The sequence below is a fragment of the Candidatus Halobonum tyrrellensis G22 genome, from assembly GCF_000495475.1.
Lineage (GTDB): Archaea > Halobacteriota > Halobacteria > Halobacteriales > Haloferacaceae > Halobonum > Halobonum tyrrellense.
In genome coordinates this window covers 16,857-32,638 of the sequence record NZ_ASGZ01000001.1, presented here as the reverse complement: position 1 = coordinate 32,638, position 15,782 = coordinate 16,857, and the positions used below count along the sequence as shown (strand labels likewise).

Genomic DNA, 15,782 nt, shown 5'->3' with positions numbered 1-15,782 from the left:
AAAAAAAAATAAGCAGATCTACCGAAGGAATCTCAGAAATAAATGGGATAAAAATAGGGAATAATACGGTCCCTAGTAGGATGATAGCCCAGTCAGCCTCAAGAAAGGATATTTCTCTTCTTAGTGCGTTCAACCATTCCTTCATGTAGTTCTGTCGTAGACCAGGATAATAGAGACATCAACCTGCATCACGGGGTTGCGCTCAGATGTATACGGCTCCCTCAATGTATGCACGATTCTACCCCTTACCTGATGGCCGGTGTACATAAATTCGACCCTCCCCTCCCTCGATTGCTCGCCGATGGGACGGCTGACCACCCCGCTGGTATAAACAGATCCTGTCCCAGTCACCTCAGTACAACGCTCTAGGACCTAGCGGCATACATCGGTATATGGGACGGACGATGGAGACGACGATCCGACTGAACGACGACCGACAGCGGTTGCTCGAGCAAGCGAAGGCGATCGTCGCCGATGGCCCGAACGACGACCCACCCATGTCGGGCGTGATCGACGCCGCGCTCACTCACCTCCTCGAGTCCGAGGAGAACCTCCGGGACGCTCGGAGCGACCGCGGCGACGCCCACCCCTCCCGTCTACGACCCGTCGGAGCCGAGCGTCCCGCGGGCCGACTCCGCGCCGAGCGGTTCGGGACCGGGCTGGCGGTTCTCGCGCGCCCGGTCGAGATAGAGGACGCTGTTGATCAGGCCGATGTGGCTGAACGCCTGCGGGTAGTTGCCCAGCAGCGCGCCCGACTCCGCGGCTATCTCCTCCGAGAGCAGCCCCAGCGGGCCGGTTCGCGCGAGCACCTCGCCGAACAGCGCTTCGGCCTCGTCGACCCGGCCCGACAGCGCGAGCGCGTCGACCAGCCAGAACGAGCAGAGCACGAACGTCCCCTCGCCGCCGGGCAGACCGTCCTCGCCCTCGTAGCGGTACACCAGTCCCGCGTCGGTCGTGAGCCGGTCGCGGACCGCCGCGATCGTCCCCTCGACCCGCGGGTCGTCGAACGGGAGGAAGCCGTACAGCGGGAACAAAAGCGCCGTCGCGTCGAGCGCCTCGGTCGTCTCGAACGACCGGACGAAGCTCCCCGCCTCCTCGGAGTACCCCCGGTCGAGGACGGTCTCGCGCACCTCCTCGCGGGCGCGCCGCCAGCGGTCGACCGGCCCGTCGAACCCCGCGTCCTCGACGAGTTTGACCCCGCGGTCGAGCGCGACCCAGCACATCACCTTCGAGTGGACGAACTGGCGCGGCTCCGAGCGGACCTCCCAGATGCCCGCGTCGGGTTCGTCCCACACCTCGACGACGTGGTCGACCACCTCCCGGACCGCGGTCCACGCCTCGTCGCCGAGCGTCTCGCCGAACCGCGTGGTCTCGTACAGCGCGAGCACGAGTTCGCCGTACACGTCGAGTTGGCGCTGCGCCTCGGCGGCGTTGCCGACGCGGACGGGCGAGGAGCGGCGGTAGCCTTCGAGGTGGTCGAGAGTGTACTCCTCGACGCTCGCGTCGCCGTGAAGCCCGTACAGCGGGCGGATCGACTCCGGGCTGTCGTACACCTTCGATATCAGCCACGAGAAGTAGGCGCTCGCCTCGTCCGCGTGGCCGAGTTTCGACAGCGCCTGCACCGTGAGCGCGGCGTCGCGGATCCAACTGTAGCGGTAGTCCCAGTTGCGGCTGCCGCCGATCTCCTCGGGCAGCGACGTGGTGGGCGCGGCCGCGATCGCGTCGGTCGACTCGTGGATCAGGAGTTTGAGCGCGAGCGCCGACCGGTCGACCAGCCGCTCCCACTGCCCGTCGTCGATCCGGCCGGACTGCCGGCCGCCCTCCGAGAGCCACCCGCGCCACGCGTCGACCGTCGACTCCAGGCGGCTCTCGAACGACGCGGGGTCGTGGTCGAACCCGGCGTCACCGCGCCGGTCGCGGACGACGAACCACGCGGTCTCGCCCTCGTCGAGCGAGAGGGTCGCGTCCGCGCCGTCGTCACCGAGGCCGTCGACGGCGAGCGACGGCGGCGCGGCGAGGTGGACCGCCTCCGCGTCGCCCGTGGCGACGACGCCCCGGTCGGTCTCGCGGAGGTCGGGGCGCTCGCGGCCGTACTCGAACCGCGGGTCGAACGTCACGTCGAACCGCAACGGGCCGTCGAGACACTCCAGCTTCCGGTAGAGCGCGTTCGACTCCTCGAGCGACTCCTCGGGACCCGGGAACGGCATCCAGTCGGTGAGCGCCGCCCGGCCGGTCGCGCCGTAAAAGTCGGTCCTGAGGACGTTCGTGCGCTCGACGTACGTCTGGGCCGACTGGTACGGGTAGACCGGGCGGATCCGGAACCGGCCGCCCTGTTCGGCGTCGAGGACCGCGCCGAACGCGCTCGGGGATTCGAGGTGGGGGAGACACCACCAGTCGACCGACCCGTGGCGGTTCACCAACGCGCACGTCGTCTGGTCGCCGATCACGCCGTAGTCGCTCAGCGGGGGGTAGTCTGGGGTCTCCATCGGTTGGGGTGGCGACGGCGGCTCCGCCCCTCCCGCCGACCGCTCGCTCGTCGGGGTCGGGCGAACGGGAGCGGGTCGGCCGCCGTCGCGGTGTGATGCCGGTGGCTACGACCCACCCCGGCAAAGGTCTGGGGGCGGCCGGCGGGCCGCGGTCGCGTCGGCGGACGGACCCCGGCCGTCGGGGACGGGTCAGCGGTCGGCGGGGACGGGTCAGCGGTCGGCGGGGACGGGTCAGCGGTCGGCGGGTCGACGACCGGCGCCGACGGCGGCGACGAAAGAGTCAATCCGGTGGCCGGCGAAGCGAGTCGGGTGTCCTCGGCGTTGACCGACCTGGGGTTCGCCCGCGAGGAGTACACGGGCGAGAACCGCTGTTGGCCCTGTACCGCGCTCAACCTGCTGCTCCTCGCCGTCGGCTGCGCGCTGCTGTCGCTTCTGTCGCCGCTCGTCGGCGTCGCCGCCGCCGTCGTCGGCTGTGGGGCGGTCTGGCTCCGCGGCTACCTCCTGCCGTACACGCCGCGGGTCGGCCCGCGGCTGGCGGCGCGGCTCCCGGGCGACCCGTTCCACGTCGGCCCCGCCGTCGCCGCCGACGGCGTCGGAGGCGGCCCGCCCGACGGCACCGACAGCATCGCCGACGCGGGCGGCGACGGCGAGGCGGTGTTGGCGTCGCTGGTCGAGCGCGGGGTGGTCCGCCCCGACGGCGACGACCTCCGCCTCGACGACCGGTTCGAGCGGCGGTGGGACGCGGAGACCGAGACGCTGCGGGCGGCGTCGCTCGACGACCTGGCGGCGGCGACGCTCGACGCGACGCCCGCCGCGAGCCACGTCGACACGTTCGAGCGCCGCGACCGGCGGTACGTGATCCTCTCGGACGGGTCGGACGACCCGGGCGCGGAGTCGTGGCTGCGGCGGCCGGTCGCGGTGAGCGAGACTGCGGCGGCCCGCGCGCTCGCCGACTTCGGCGTCGACCCCGCCGACCGGCCCGTCGCCGCCCACTCGCTGGGGCTGTTCCTCACCGACTGTCCCGCCTGCGGCGGCGAGGTGACCGAGGGACTCGCGGGCGACTGCTGCGGCCCGCCGCCGACCGACGCGGCGGGCGACCCGCTGGAGGCGCTCGTCTGTGCCGACTGCGGGGTCGAACTCCACCTGTTCGAGTGACCGCCGCGGTGACCGCGGCGGCCGGTCCCGACTACACGGATTGATACTCCGGGCCGTGGGTTGATACTCGCCGCCGGTGTAGTCCGTCGACCCGGGACGCGTCCGGTGTCGGGCGGGGGCGTTCCGCCGGGGGACTGCCCCGCGAGCGGCGCTGGCCGGACCGGACGGACGACGCGGAGACGTCGGTCGACGCGGCGGCCCGCCGGCCGACGGTGCTGTTCTGGTGAGTCGATCCGGGTGGGGGACGTGATGGGCGGAGGACGTGACCCCGACGGGGACGCGACCCGGAGGAACCCGAGTGTCGGGTGGAAGAACTAGAACGCTGGACGCGACCGCGGCGCGAGAACGGACCGAATGGAACGCTGGATGCGAGAACGGACGGAAGAACTGCGGGTGCCGGGGACCGATCGGTCCCGACGCGACGGGTCGTGCCCGCCGCGAGGGTGTGTGGCCGGCTCAGACGACCGGACGCTCGTCGGCGAGCGGCTCCTCGCTCTCGCGGACGTTCCGCACCCGCGCCCACGTCTTACCGACGACGTAGTAGGCGGCCACGAGGAAGTAGAACTGGACGAACACGCCCAGCACCGTCCCGAGGAGGGGGACGACGTTCAACATCGCGGCGACGACACCGCCGACCACGAGCACCGCGAACGCGGTGAGCCAGCCGGTCGCGTACGCGCCCGACAGCAGGACGGGTCGGAGGTCGCCGAACGCGAACCCGGAGGCGATCGTACCGCGGTCGGCGACGTTCGCGACCGCGGCGGGGGTGACGTACGCCGCGAGCAGGCCGAGCGCGACGCCCAGCAGGCTACCGACGACGAGACCGCCGAGACCGAGGCTGAGCCCCAGACCCGCCAACCCGTCGGAGCCGCTCGACCCGCCGAGGACGAACGAGACGAGCGCGCCGCCGAACACGACGCCCATCACGACGGCGGGGACGATACCGTAGACGAACGCGACGACGAAGCCCGGGAGTCCCTCCTTCGTCAGTTCAACCAGGTCGTCGACGCTGTCGAACGTGGGCGCCTCGTCGTCGCCGGCGCCGGTCCGGCGCAGGACGCGCATCAGGTAGCCGACCACCGTGATCGTGGGAACGATGAACACGCCGAGGACGAGCAGGATCCCGCCGACGAAGACGGTCTTGAACGCGTCCCGGCTGTCTCTCAGGTAGGTGAGTGATTCGGTGAACATGTGTCTGTGACTCCCGGCACGGGCCGCAGAATCGACCGTACGATGGCGCCGTGAGGTATTAGCTGTTTCCTAAACCCCCGATACGACCGCTCAAATGCCTTTTTTCGAGCCGTACGGGTAGGATCGGGACGCGGACCCGTACCGGTCGCCGCCGTCGCGCCGAGGGTCGGCGTCCCGCCGGCCGCGCGGTACCCGACGGTGACCGACGGGAGCCTTATGTCTCGCAGGCCCCTTCGTTCTCCCGTGAGCCAGTACGAGCGGGCGACGTTCGGCGGCGGCTGTTTCTGGTGTACCGAGGCGGCGATGAAGGAACTCGACGGCGTCCGCGAGGTGACCAGCGGCTACGCGGGCGGAGAGACGGAGGAGCCGACGTACCGGGAGGTCTGCTCGGGCGACACCGGCCACGCCGAGGTGGTACAGGTGGAGTACGACTCCGGCGTGGTCGGCTACGACGAACTCCTGGAGGTGTTCTTCGCCACCCACGACCCGACGCAACTCAACCGGCAGGGGCCCGACGTGGGGACGCAGTACCGCTCCATCGTGCTGTACCACGACGACGACCAGCGCCGGCAGGTCGAGGCGTACGGCGAGGCGCTCGACGAGGAGTACGACGACGACGTGGTGACCGAAATCGAGCCGCTGGAGACGTTCTACCGCGCGGAGGAGAAACACCAGGACTACTTCGAGAAGAACCCCAACGACGCCTACTGTCAGATGCACGCCGCGCCGAAGGTGGAGAAGGTTCGCGAGCGGTTCGCGGCGAAGCTGAAACAGGCGTAACACGAACTCTGCTGTCGGAGAAAAACCCCGACAGCTAACTTACACACTCGGTCACAGTCCCACGTTCTTCCAGCGCTTGTAGAGGTAGATAGGTGGTCCGATGAAGAAGACGAAGGACGCGAGCGCGTAGAGCCACCGGCGCGGATTCCACTCTGGTGACTTCTTACTCACGTTGTAGGCGTCGGCATAGACAACCAGCGGAAGCATCAGTATCATCAGACCTCCGAGACCGTTCGCGCCGGCCGCGGGTGCGAGGAGAGCTAGAACAGCACAGCCGACGATGCCGTAATGCCAGTTTCCGACTTCTACCTCCTCGCTTTCGGGGGCGTTCTCCGGGTCCGTGAGTACCGAATCCGTTCCAGCGGTGTTCGAGCGTACTGCTCCCCCGTCCTCGGCGACTTGTTTCTCCGGCTGGCCGACCGGCTCGGAGCGAGTGGTCTCGGCGGAGCGTCGGGTCGCGTCGGGTTCGGGAGTTCTCGCGGGTTCGGACGAATCGGTAGCGACCGCCGGCGCTTCGAGGTAAGCAGCTACCAAGTCGTACGCATCGAGGTCGTCGATCATCGTTGCGAGAGTAATTCCGTCTACGAGCTTCACGTTGAGGTCGTTAGCGCGGTCTCTAGCGGCGTTCGTGAAGGAACTCGTCGTGACGACCACTACGGAGTCGGCTCCGTCGACCTGACTCTTGAGACTGGCGTACTGCTGGATGTCGGGTCCGCCGACCGTGGTGTTCTCACTGTACCGTTTGGCTTGGATCACCTTCTTCTGCGGATACGGCGTCTCTTTTGTCGCTATCACGTCGATACCCGCGTCGACGGACGCCTGCGAGACTTCCGTATCCCAGCCGAGACGCTCCCAGAGGTCACCGACGAACTGTTCGAACTCGTAGTTGTCCATACCCTGTAACCGCGAGGCCAAGGTCGACAACTGCATCTCCTCGAAGGAGCTGGGATCTTCCGTCTTCTCGGCACTGGCAGTTCGATGGGATTGAGCCCGAGAAGCGGGCCGACGGTCGCTGTCGGACCGACCAATCTGCCCCCGTTCTTCGACCCCCATTTCTTCTGAAATGACTGGCTCGTTGTTCTCACCGACGAACACGGCGTGAGACTCCCCACTTCGAAGCGCCGCGACGAACGCATCCGCTCCGTCCCGTTGGAGTTTCCACGACCGTTCGACGCCCCCACTACCGACGATAGAGAGTTCCCGGCTCAACACACCCGATTCATAGTCGACGTGAGAAATCGCCGTCCGTTCGACACTGCTGACCTTTATTCCTCCGCTAGTAGGCTTCAGGGCAATGAGACGCTGATCGGTGAGTACTAGGCGCGTCTGTCGCTTCGAACGAACAGCGTCGGCAGCCCGAACACCTCCGAGAAACGTCTCTCCGGATCCTACCGCGTCCAAGGCCGCCTCTCGGATCCCCTCCTCTAACTCCTCTATTCCGCCGTATCGAACCATGACGAATCTAGTTACGTTCCTAACACTAATGTCTGACTGTCACGTAGGTGCTAAAACCAACCGAACATCTCTACAAGTTTTGCGTCGGGGACTGAATCTCGTTCAGCCGACAGCTATCGCGCAGTGATTCGCCCGTTGAGCGGTGGCCGCCACACATATCCCCGCACGTCGGGTTGTGTGGGATGCGATCCGTACCGTTCCGCGACACGCGGTGCGGGTCGTGCGCATTCCGGCGATACGGCCGTTCCGGCCGAAGCGTCCGTACCACAGGCGGACGCTTTTTCCCGTGACTCGCTCCCGTAGCCGTCGGATCGTCGGCCGCCTCTCTCCGCGTGAGCGACCGCTCGCGAGCGCTCGGCGTCGACCCGTCTCGGGAGGTACCAGCCTCGGCGACCGGACGCGAACGGGGCGCGGGGCCGGACCGCCGGGTGAGAAACGGCGAGTGCGGTGTCTACGGCGCGGTCAGACCCGCGGCTCCGTCTCGTCGAGGTCGTCGAGCACGCGGTTCCGGAGCGCGTCGCCGGAGTCGGCGTCGAACAGGTGGACCGCGTCTTCGGGGACGTGGGCGACGACCGGTTCGCCCGCCTCCACGCGCGACATCCCGTTGACGATGGCGACGAACGTCTCGGGGTTCTCCTCGGTCTCCTGGTCGCCGAACATGAGGTACACCGAGTTCTCGTTCCCCCGGGGTTCGACCACGTCGACGACCGTCTCGAAGGCGTGGTCGTCGGCCGGGCGGTCGACGATCTCGATGTCCTCCGGCCGGATGCCGAGCGTGACCCGGTCGGACCCCGCGACGGCGTCGGCCGTCTCGGCCGACAGCGGGTAGTTCAGGCGGTCGGAGACGAGTCGGTCGCCCTCGACGGTCATCTCGAAGAAGTTCATCGACGGCTCGCCGATGAAGCCGCCGACGAACCGGTTGGCCGGGCGGTGGTAACACTCCAGCGGCGTGCCGACCTGCTGGAGGCGGCCGTCGTTGAGCACGGCGATGCGGTCGCCCATCGTCATCGCCTCCGTCTGGTCGTGCGTGACGTACATCGTCGTGGTGTCGAGGTCCTCTTGGATCCGCTGGAGCTCCGTCCGCATGCTCGACCGGAGCTTCGCGTCGAGGTTCGACAGCGGTTCGTCCATCAGGAACACCTCGGGTTCGCGGACGATGGCGCGGCCGAGCGCGACCCGCTGCTGTTGCCCGCCCGACAGCTCCGTGGGCTTGCGGTCGAGCAGGGCCGCGATGCCGAGCAGTTCGGCCGCCTGCTCGACGCGGTCGTAGATCTCGTCGGTGGACATGTCGGTGGACTCCTCGAGTCCGAACGACATGTTCTCGCGGGTGGTCATGTGGGGGTACAGCGCGTACGACTGGAACACCATCGCGATGTCGCGTTCCTGCGCCTTCTGGTCGGTGATGGTCCGGTCGCCCAGCCGGATGTCGCCGGAGGTGACCGTCTCTAACCCGGCGACCATCCGGAGGGTCGTCGACTTCCCGCAGCCCGAGGGGCCGACGAGGACGAGGAACTCCCCGTCCTCGATGTCGATCGATACGCCGTCGACCGCGACGATGTCGCTGCCATCGTCGTCGGTGAACACCTTGGTGAGCTTGTCGAGTTGGAGTTGTGACATTGTGGTTGGGAGGCTACGTTGCTACGCCCTCGGCGAACTCGTCGCCGAACGCGATGTACACCAGCAGCGTCGGCAGTGCGGCGATGAACGCCCCGGCCATCCGGAGACCGAAGTCCTGCCCCTGCATCGAGACGCCCAGACCGGCGAGGTCGAGCGTCACGGGCGAGGCGGGACTCGAACTCGTCGCGACGATGACGAGCGCGAACAGCAGGTCGTTCCAGATCTGGGTGAACTGGTAGATGAGCACCACGGCGAACATCGGCGTCGACAGCGGGAAGACGATCCGCCGGTAGATCCGGCGGACGCTCGCGCCGTCGAGCCGCGCCGCCTCCATCATCTCCTCGCTCATCGTCGTGTAGTACGACCGGAACAGCACCGTACAGATGGGGATCCCGTACGCGATGTGCGTCACCGCCAACTCCACCAGGTTTGCGTACTCGGGGCTGAGCGGCGTGAGCGCCCACACGAAGCTCAACAGGGCCGCGAAGTCGATGATCGAGTAGAGCCGCGAGAGCGGCACCAGCACCGCCTGGTACGGGATGAACACGCCGGCGACGAACAGCACCAGGATCGGCACCTGGTACTTCCAGTCGACGAGCGTGAGCCCGTACGCCGCGAAGCTCCCGAACAGCGCCGAGACCACCGTCGCCGGGATGGCGAACAGCAGGCTGTTGAACACGCCGTTGGCGAGCGCGTCGAACGCGGTGGCGTAGTTCTCCAGCGAGAACTCCGCGCCGCTCAGCGGCGGCAGGTACGGTTCGGTGTTCGTCACCGCGGTGGCGGTCTTGAGCGAGGTGACGAGCCCCGACTCGATCGGGGTGAGGAAGAACAGCACCAGCAGTCCGAGGACCGTGTACAGTGCGATGCGATAGCCGTCGAGGCCGCCGAAGCGGCTCTGCTTCTCCGTCTGTGTGTCTGTTTCAGTGCTCATAGCGCGTCGTTCCTGTACTGGTAGACGAGGTAGGGCCCGATCACCGCGAGCGCCATCATGAACAGGATGACGGCGATCGCGGAGCCGTACGCCCAGTTGGTGTTCTGATACGCTTCACGGACCATCAGCGTCGCGAGGATGTCCGCGCCGTTCGGCGGCCGGTACCCGCCGACGAGCGAGTAGAGGAAGTCGAACGCCTTCAGTGCGAACACCATGATCACGACCGCCGCGCTGATCGTCGCGCTCCGCAGTTGCGGGACGATGACGCGCCAGTACATCCGCACGACCGACGCGCCGTCGACCTTCGCGGCTTCGAAGTGCTCGTCGGGGATGGCGCGGAGCGCCGAGAGGTAGACCACCATCGCGTAGCCGCTGTACTGCCACACCAACGCGAAGATGACCGCCCCGAGGACGAGTTGGGGGTTGCCGATGAAGTTGTACGGCCCCAGCCCCACCAGCCCGAGCACCTGGTTGACGATGCCGTTGCTGTAGTCGTACATCCACAGCCAGAACTGGGCGGTGACGACGAACGAGAGGCTCATCGGGAGCAGGTAGATCAGCCGGAGCGAGTTGTCGTACCTGACCCGCCGGTCGAGCAGGATCGCCAGCAGCATCCCGAAGATGAGACAGACGATCGTAAAGCCCAACAGGAGGACGAACGTGTTGATCGCGGCCTGCTGGACGGCGGACGACTGGAACGCCCGGACGTACATATCGAAGTCGAGTTGGCTGTAGTCGACCGTCCCGAACCCCCTGTAGTCCGTCAGCGAGATCAGGACGTTCCAGCCGATGGCGCCGTAGACGAAAAAGCCCATCAGGAGGAACGCGGGGAGCCAGAACGGCGACGACTCCACGAAGTCGCGGCCGAGGCGGTCGTCGATCCGGTCGAACGCGCGGCGGAGCGCGCCGGGGTCGTCGCCCGTCGTGCCGCCCCGGTCCGACCCGGTCGCGACGCCGCCGTCGGTCACCGCGGCTCCGGACTCCGCCGGCCCGTCCGACTCCTCCGGGTCCGACCCGTCCGCGCCGGCCCCGCGGTCGGCCGACCGGCCACTGGTCGCTCGTCTCACCCGTTCGAAAAATTCCTTCATGTGTGAGTGACCGTACGGGAGTTATCCCTGGACGGTGGACATGAAGGCGTCGGTCGCCGCCTCCACGTTGTACGGTCCGGAGAAGTTGTTGGAGATGACGCCCTTCAGACCGGTCAACTGCTCGGGCGGCACCGCCAGCCCGTGTGCGATCGTCGGCGGCTTGTTCTCGGCGTTCTGGAAGTCCTCCATCGTCTCCTGGAGGTACGGCCCGAACGCCGACATGTCGACGTCGGTCCGGGTCGGGATCGACCCCTTGTACTGGTTGAACGCGACCTGTGCCTCCTTCGAACCGGCGAACGCCTCCCAGGTCTTGCCCGCGTCGGGCGCCGGGTTGTTGCTGGGGTAGATGAACGAGTCGAAGTGGAGGGTGTACTGCCCCTCCGTCCCGGGGAACGTCTTGAAGCCCCAGTCCTCGTCGTACGCGAAGTCCTCGGCGTTCCGGTAGGCGCCGGCCGCCCAGTTCCCCTGGTGGATGAACGCCGCCTCGCCGCTGATGATCTTCTGGTTCGCGCCGGTCAGCCCGATGGAGGAGGCGTCCTGGCTGATGTAGTCCTGCAGGACGGTCTTCGACTGCTCGAACGCGGTCTGGACCGCGTCGCGTCCGCCCTCGCCGTTGACGACGGACATGTACGTGTCGTACCCGCCCGTCGACAGCAGCATCGCCGCGACGAACTGGAGGGTGGTCCACGGCGCCTGCATCCCGTGGGCCATCGGCGTCTTGTCCGTCTCCTCTGCCACCGTGTCGAGGGCGTCGATGAACGCGTCGACGCTGGTGAGGTCGTCGGGGTTGATGCCCGCCTCCTCGACGACCGCGGTGTTGTAAAACAGGCAGTTCAGCCGGTGGGAGCCGATCGGGACCGCCCGGTACTCGCCGTTGTACTTACAGAGGTTCGACGCCTCGTCGACGTGAGCGTCGATGTAGCCGTTCTCCTCCCAGACGTCCGTGATGTTGCCGAGGACGCCCTCGTACTTGGTGAGGTTCTCGCCCGGCCAGCCGGCGAACGACGCCGGCGGGTTCTGGTTCGACAGCCGGTTGGAGATAACCGTGTTCAGGTTGGTGTTCCCTCCGCCGCCGATCGGACGGAAGTCGAGCGTGATGTCGGGGTGCGCCTCGTTCCACGCCTCCGTGAGCGACTCGGCGGCCGTCGCGCCGTCGCCGCCGGTCCAGCCGTGGAGCACCTCGACGGTGGCGCCGGAGCCGCCGTCGCCCTCGGTGGTACCCTCGCTGGTGGTTTCGTCGGAGCCGCTGCCACCCTCGGTGGTCTCCTCGCCGTCCGATCCGTCACCGTCACCGCCACCGAGACAGCCGGCGAAGCCGGTCAGACCGAGTGCGCCAACGCCAGCCGTGCCTCGTGCAATATCGCGCCGCGTGAGTTCCGTGTCGTTCATAATAGTCCTCCGTATCTAGAGGCCGTCAAAACGTTTCTGCACCGCCTACTTAACCCTTACTCACATTAACTTCGGGGCGAGTGAACCTGCACGATCGATCCATCGTTCGGCTCGGCGGCGCTCCCGCCCTCCTGTCGGACCGGTGCGGTCACTCGCCGGACGGCACAGGCTCGTCCGTCCCCGCGAGCGCGTTCAGCAGTCGGACCGCCTCGGGTTTCGACAGCGGGTCGTTGGCGTTGCCGCAGTGGGGCGACTGGACGCACGCGGGACAGCCGTCGGCGCAGTCACAGCCCGCTATCAGCCGTGCGGTCCGCGCCAGCAGGTCGTCGACCCCGTCGTACGCCCCGGCCGCCAGCCCCACGCCGCCCGGGTGGCCGTCGTAGACGAACACGGTCGACCGGTCCGTGTGGGGGTGGTGCGGCGTCGACAGCCCGCCGACGTCGGCGCGGTCACACAGCAGCGACAGCGGCATCAGCGAGATGCTCCCGTGTTCGGCGGCGTGGATGCCGCCGGCGAACCCGTACTCGCCGCCCGCCGTGCGCATCGCCGCCTCCACCTCGGGGGGGACGGTGTAGTAGAACGCGCGCGTCCGGAGGCTGGTCTCCGGCAGGTCCAGCGGTTCGCGGCCGAGCGTCTCGCCCGTCGTTCGGTCCCTGCGCTCGAACCCGGTGACCCGCTCCGTCACGGTCACGTCGGCGAACCGGACGGCGGTGTCCGGGCGGGCGTCGAGCGGTTTCTCCCGGAGGTCGTCGTTCACCACCACGTCCTTGTCGGTGAGCACGCGCGTGTAGTAGTCCGCCCACGTGGGCTGGAGGCGGGCGACGTCGCGCTCGAAGTCGAGGTCGGTCACCTCGTAGCTCTGCCCCTGGTGGTGGTAGACGGCACCCGGGTGGGCGTCCCGGAGCGCGTCCGACAGCGACAGCGACGCGACGCGGTCGTTCGACCGCGCGTCGAGCAGGTCCACCTCGCGGTCGCCGACGGTCCGTAGCCCCATCGAGTGTTGGGCGCTACCGCCGCCGTCGTACAGCCAGCGGGCGCCGTCGCCGGTGTCGCGGCGGTCGAGCCGTCCCGCCGCGACGAGCGACGACACCACGTCGGGGAACGTCGCCCCGAAGTGGCGCTCGTCGTCGCGCGACAGCCAGTTCTCGTCGGCGGCGCACGCCACGTGGTCCGGCAGCAACTCGGCGTTCTCGGGGTCGACCATCGCCCGCTCCGGCTCCCCGTCGAAGAGCGCGTCGGGGTCGCCCATCAGGTACTGGTCGAGTTGGTCCTCGCCGCCGACCAGGACCACCAGCGCGGGGTCGTCGCCGCGGCCGGCGCGGCCCGCGCGCTGGAACGTCGACATGCGCGTGCCGGGGTAGCCGTCGAGCAGCACCGCGTCGAGTCCGCCCACGTCGACGCCGAGTTCGAGCGCGCTGGTCGACCAGGCGCCGCGTACCGTTCCGTCGTTGAGGCCGGCCTCTATCTCGCGCCGCCGGTCGTGGGTCAGCGACGCCTGGTACGCCGCTATCGACCCCGCGAGGTCGAACTCGCCGCGCTCCCGGAGGTCCGAGGCGGAGTCGCTGGCGTACCGCTCGACCCCCTGCCGGGACCGGGTGAACGCGAGCGTCTGGAACCCCCGGCTCACCAGGTCGCAGAACAGCCGCCTGGTCTCGGTGTGGCTAGAGCGGCGTCGCCCGGACTGCCGTTCGGCGGTGCGGCCGGTGTACTCCGGCGGGTTCCACAGCAGCCAGTGGCGCGGGCCCCGCGCGGAGGCGTCGTCGTCGACGAGCGCGTACGACGACTCGGGCCGGGCGGTCACCCGGGCGGCGTGTTCGACGGGGTTGCCGACGGTGGCCGAACAGCAGACGAACTGCGGCGCCGAGTCGTACCGCTCGCAGATACGGTTCAGCCGGCGGAGCGTCATCGCGACGTGGCTGCCGAACACGCCGCGGTAGTCGTGCACCTCGTCTATCACGACGAGTTCGAGCGACGAGAAGAACCACTCCCAGTGTTTGTACGCCCACGGCAAAAGCGCGTAGTGGAGCATGTCCGGGTTCGACAACAGCACCGTCGGCCGGGCGTCGCGCACGTCGCGCTTCTCGGCGTCGCTCTGCCGGCCGGTGTACTGGGCGACGGAGACGCGCGAGCCGAACCCCAGTCCGCGTGCCAACTCCGACAGCGACTCCGCTTGGTCGGCGATCAGCGCGTTCTGCGGGCCGAGGTACAGCGTCCGTCCGCCGTGGTCCATCGCCTTCTCGAACGCCGGCACCGTGTACGCGAGGCTCTTGCCGCTCGCGGTCCGGGTGGCGAGCACGACGTTCTCCCCCTCCCGAACCGCCTCGACCGCCCGCGCCTGGTGGGTGTAGAGGCGGTCGACCCCCCGGTCTTCGAGCGCGCCCGCCAGCCGCGATTCGAGGGCCACGTCGGCGAAGGCGGCGTCGCGCGCCGGGAGGACGCGGTGGTCCGCGACCTGCCCCTCGTAGTACGGCCGCGAGCGCAGCCACTCGACGGTGTCGTCCACGCGCCGACTCCGCGCGGCGGGCGCTTACGGGTTTCGGGCGTCGGGTCGGGGCGGCCGGGCGGCGGGGGGTGACCGCTCCGGGGCGGGCGGAGTTATGCCCCCCGGGCGCGTCGGGTTCGCCGTGGACGACCCGCTGACCGTGTCGGTCCCGGGCGGCCGACTCACGCTCGACGCCGGACTGCTCGACGCGCCCCGCGAGCACGCCGCCCGACAGGCCGCCGAGTACGCCGACGGCGACCGCCGCGCGTTCGACCTCCGGGTGCGGTTCCCCGACGGGTTCACGGGCGAGGTGATGCGCGCGATGGCCGCCATTCCGTACGGCGAGACGCGGACGTACGGCGACCTCGCGGCCGCCCTCGACAGTTCGGCGGTCGCGGTCGGCGGCGCGTGCGGGCGGAACCCGCTCCCGCTCGTGGTGCCGTGTCACCGCGTCGTGGGCGCGGACTCGCTCGGCGGCTTCTCCGCCGACGGCGGCGTCCGGCTGAAGCGGGCGCTACTCGCACACGAGCGCGCGACCCCGGCGGCTCCCGGTACCCGCGGCGCCCGCCAGTCGACGCTCGACGGGTTCGCCGACGCGGAGTGACCCCGGCGTCGGCGCCCGCGCGTCGGCCGTCGCCGGACCCGTCAGGTCCGCCGGCCCGCCGACCGCCCTCCGAACCCGCGTGGTTTTTCGGCGGCGCGACCCGACGGGGTCGCGTGACCGCGGACGACGACCCCACGGGCGAGGAGGGGTGGGGGACGTACACGCTGGTGTTCGCGCTCCCCGACCCCGCGACCGTCGAGGTGGGCGCGCTCGGGACCCACGACCTGCCGGCGGGCGGCTACGCGTACACCGGCAGCGCGCTCGGGAGCGGCGGCTTCGCGCGGGTCGACCGCCACCGCCGGGTCGCGGCGGGCGAACACGGCGTCCGCCACTGGCACGTCGACTACCTCGGCGGCCACCCGGCGGTCCACCTCGACGGCGTCGTGCGCGCGCCCGGCCGCGACGTCGAGTGCGCCGTCGCGGGCCGACTCGCGGCCGGCCCGGTCGACGGGTTCGGCGCGTCCGACTGCGACTGCCCCTCTCACCTCGCGCGCTACGAGTCGACCGAACGGGCGGCGGCGGCGGTCCGAGCCGTCTACGACGCCGTCTGAGCCGCGCGGCTCGACTCGGCGCGGGGCCGAGCCGAACCCGAAACGCGCCGGTT

Annotated in this window: 11 protein-coding genes and 2 pseudogenes; 5 read left to right on the top strand and 8 right to left on the bottom strand. The window is 69.0% G+C overall.

The window, feature by feature from the left end:
* Positions 1–392: 392 nt before the first annotated feature.
* Positions 393–560 (top strand): annotated as a pseudogene (locus tag K933_RS19525) (DUF7386 family protein); the annotation flags it as partial.
* Positions 561–596: 36 nt separating this feature from the next.
* Here the strand turns inward: K933_RS19525 and K933_RS00150 are convergent.
* The gene (locus K933_RS00150) at positions 597–2,486 is read right to left on the bottom strand and encodes a glycoside hydrolase family 15 protein (protein WP_023392629.1); all 1,890 of its coding nucleotides are present in this window, start codon (positions 2,484–2,486) and stop codon (positions 597–599) included.
* Between the two features lie 309 nt (positions 2,487–2,795).
* Here K933_RS00150 and K933_RS00145 point away from each other — a divergent pair, with 309 nt between their 5' ends.
* Positions 2,796–3,641, top strand: a complete 846-nt coding sequence (locus K933_RS00145) for a hypothetical protein (protein WP_049947400.1) — start codon at positions 2,796–2,798, stop codon at positions 3,639–3,641.
* Between the two features lie 456 nt (positions 3,642–4,097).
* Here the strand turns inward: K933_RS00145 and K933_RS00140 are convergent, their stop codons facing one another.
* Complete coding sequence (locus K933_RS00140; RefSeq protein ID WP_023392627.1) at positions 4,098–4,832, bottom strand: DUF4013 domain-containing protein; 735 nt, start codon at positions 4,830–4,832, stop codon at positions 4,098–4,100.
* Between the two features lie 243 nt (positions 4,833–5,075).
* Between K933_RS00140 and msrA the strand changes: the two genes are divergently transcribed.
* Positions 5,076–5,612 carry a peptide-methionine (S)-S-oxide reductase MsrA gene (msrA, locus tag K933_RS00135; protein ID WP_023392626.1) on the top strand — a complete coding sequence of 179 codons (537 nt, stop codon included), beginning with the start codon at positions 5,076–5,078 and terminating at the stop codon, positions 5,610–5,612.
* 51 nt (positions 5,613–5,663) lie between these two features.
* Here the strand turns inward: msrA and K933_RS17250 are convergent, their stop codons facing one another.
* The 6 genes from K933_RS17250 to K933_RS00105 all read right to left on the bottom strand — a co-directional run bounded on the left by K933_RS17250 (position 5,664) and on the right by K933_RS00105 (position 14,595).
* The gene (locus K933_RS17250) at positions 5,664–7,067 is read right to left on the bottom strand and encodes a restriction endonuclease (RefSeq protein WP_080509143.1); all 1,404 of its coding nucleotides are present in this window, start codon (positions 7,065–7,067) and stop codon (positions 5,664–5,666) included.
* Positions 7,068–7,529: 462 nt separating this feature from the next.
* Positions 7,530–8,684, bottom strand: coding sequence for an ABC transporter ATP-binding protein (locus K933_RS00125; RefSeq protein ID WP_023392624.1), 1,155 nt, complete (start codon positions 8,682–8,684; stop codon positions 7,530–7,532).
* Between the two features lie 13 nt (positions 8,685–8,697).
* Positions 8,698–9,615: a carbohydrate ABC transporter permease gene (locus K933_RS00120; protein ID WP_023392623.1), complete on the bottom strand. Its 918-nt coding sequence runs from the start codon at positions 9,613–9,615 to the stop codon at positions 8,698–8,700.
* Complete coding sequence (locus tag K933_RS00115) at positions 9,612–10,703, bottom strand: carbohydrate ABC transporter permease (protein WP_023392622.1); 1,092 nt, start codon at positions 10,701–10,703, stop codon at positions 9,612–9,614. Before K933_RS00115 ends, K933_RS00120 begins: the two co-directional genes overlap by 4 nt.
* A 21-nt stretch (positions 10,704–10,724) precedes the next feature.
* Entirely contained in the window at positions 10,725–12,092 is a 1,368-nt protein-coding gene (locus K933_RS00110) for an ABC transporter substrate-binding protein (RefSeq protein ID WP_023392621.1), read from the bottom strand.
* Between the two features lie 148 nt (positions 12,093–12,240).
* On the bottom strand, positions 12,241–14,595 hold the full coding sequence (locus K933_RS00105; protein ID WP_023392620.1) for a DEAD/DEAH box helicase: 2,355 nt from the start codon (positions 14,593–14,595) through the stop codon (positions 12,241–12,243).
* A gap of 178 nt (positions 14,596–14,773) precedes the next feature.
* Between K933_RS00105 and K933_RS00100 the strand changes: the two genes are divergently transcribed.
* Together K933_RS00100 and K933_RS00095 are read left to right on the top strand one after the other, a co-directional pair.
* On the top strand, positions 14,774–15,178 hold the full coding sequence (locus K933_RS00100; protein WP_235063395.1) for a methylated-DNA--[protein]-cysteine S-methyltransferase: 405 nt from the start codon (positions 14,774–14,776) through the stop codon (positions 15,176–15,178).
* Between the two features lie 113 nt (positions 15,179–15,291).
* A pseudogene (locus K933_RS00095) lies at positions 15,292–15,693 on the top strand (GIY-YIG nuclease family protein); the annotation flags it as partial.
* Positions 15,694–15,782 lie beyond the last annotated feature (89 nt).

Excerpts from the sequence above, each read along its gene's own strand:
- K933_RS00120 (WP_023392623.1), bottom strand. The coding sequence starts at position 9,615 with ATGAGCACTGAAACAGACACACAGACGGAGAAGCAGAGCCGCTTCGGC.
- K933_RS00140 (WP_023392627.1), bottom strand. The coding sequence starts at position 4,832 with ATGTTCACCGAATCACTCACCTACCTGAGAGACAGCCGGGACGCGTTC.
- K933_RS00150 (WP_023392629.1), bottom strand. The coding sequence starts at position 2,486 with ATGGAGACCCCAGACTACCCCCCGCTGAGCGACTACGGCGTGATCGGC.
- K933_RS00115 (WP_023392622.1), bottom strand. The coding sequence starts at position 10,703 with ATGAAGGAATTTTTCGAACGGGTGAGACGAGCGACCAGTGGCCGGTCG.
- K933_RS00110 (WP_023392621.1), bottom strand. The coding sequence starts at position 12,092 with ATGAACGACACGGAACTCACGCGGCGCGATATTGCACGAGGCACGGCT.
- K933_RS17250 (WP_080509143.1), bottom strand. The coding sequence starts at position 7,067 with ATGGTTCGATACGGCGGAATAGAGGAGTTAGAGGAGGGGATCCGAGAG.
- K933_RS00125 (WP_023392624.1), bottom strand. The coding sequence starts at position 8,684 with ATGTCACAACTCCAACTCGACAAGCTCACCAAGGTGTTCACCGACGAC.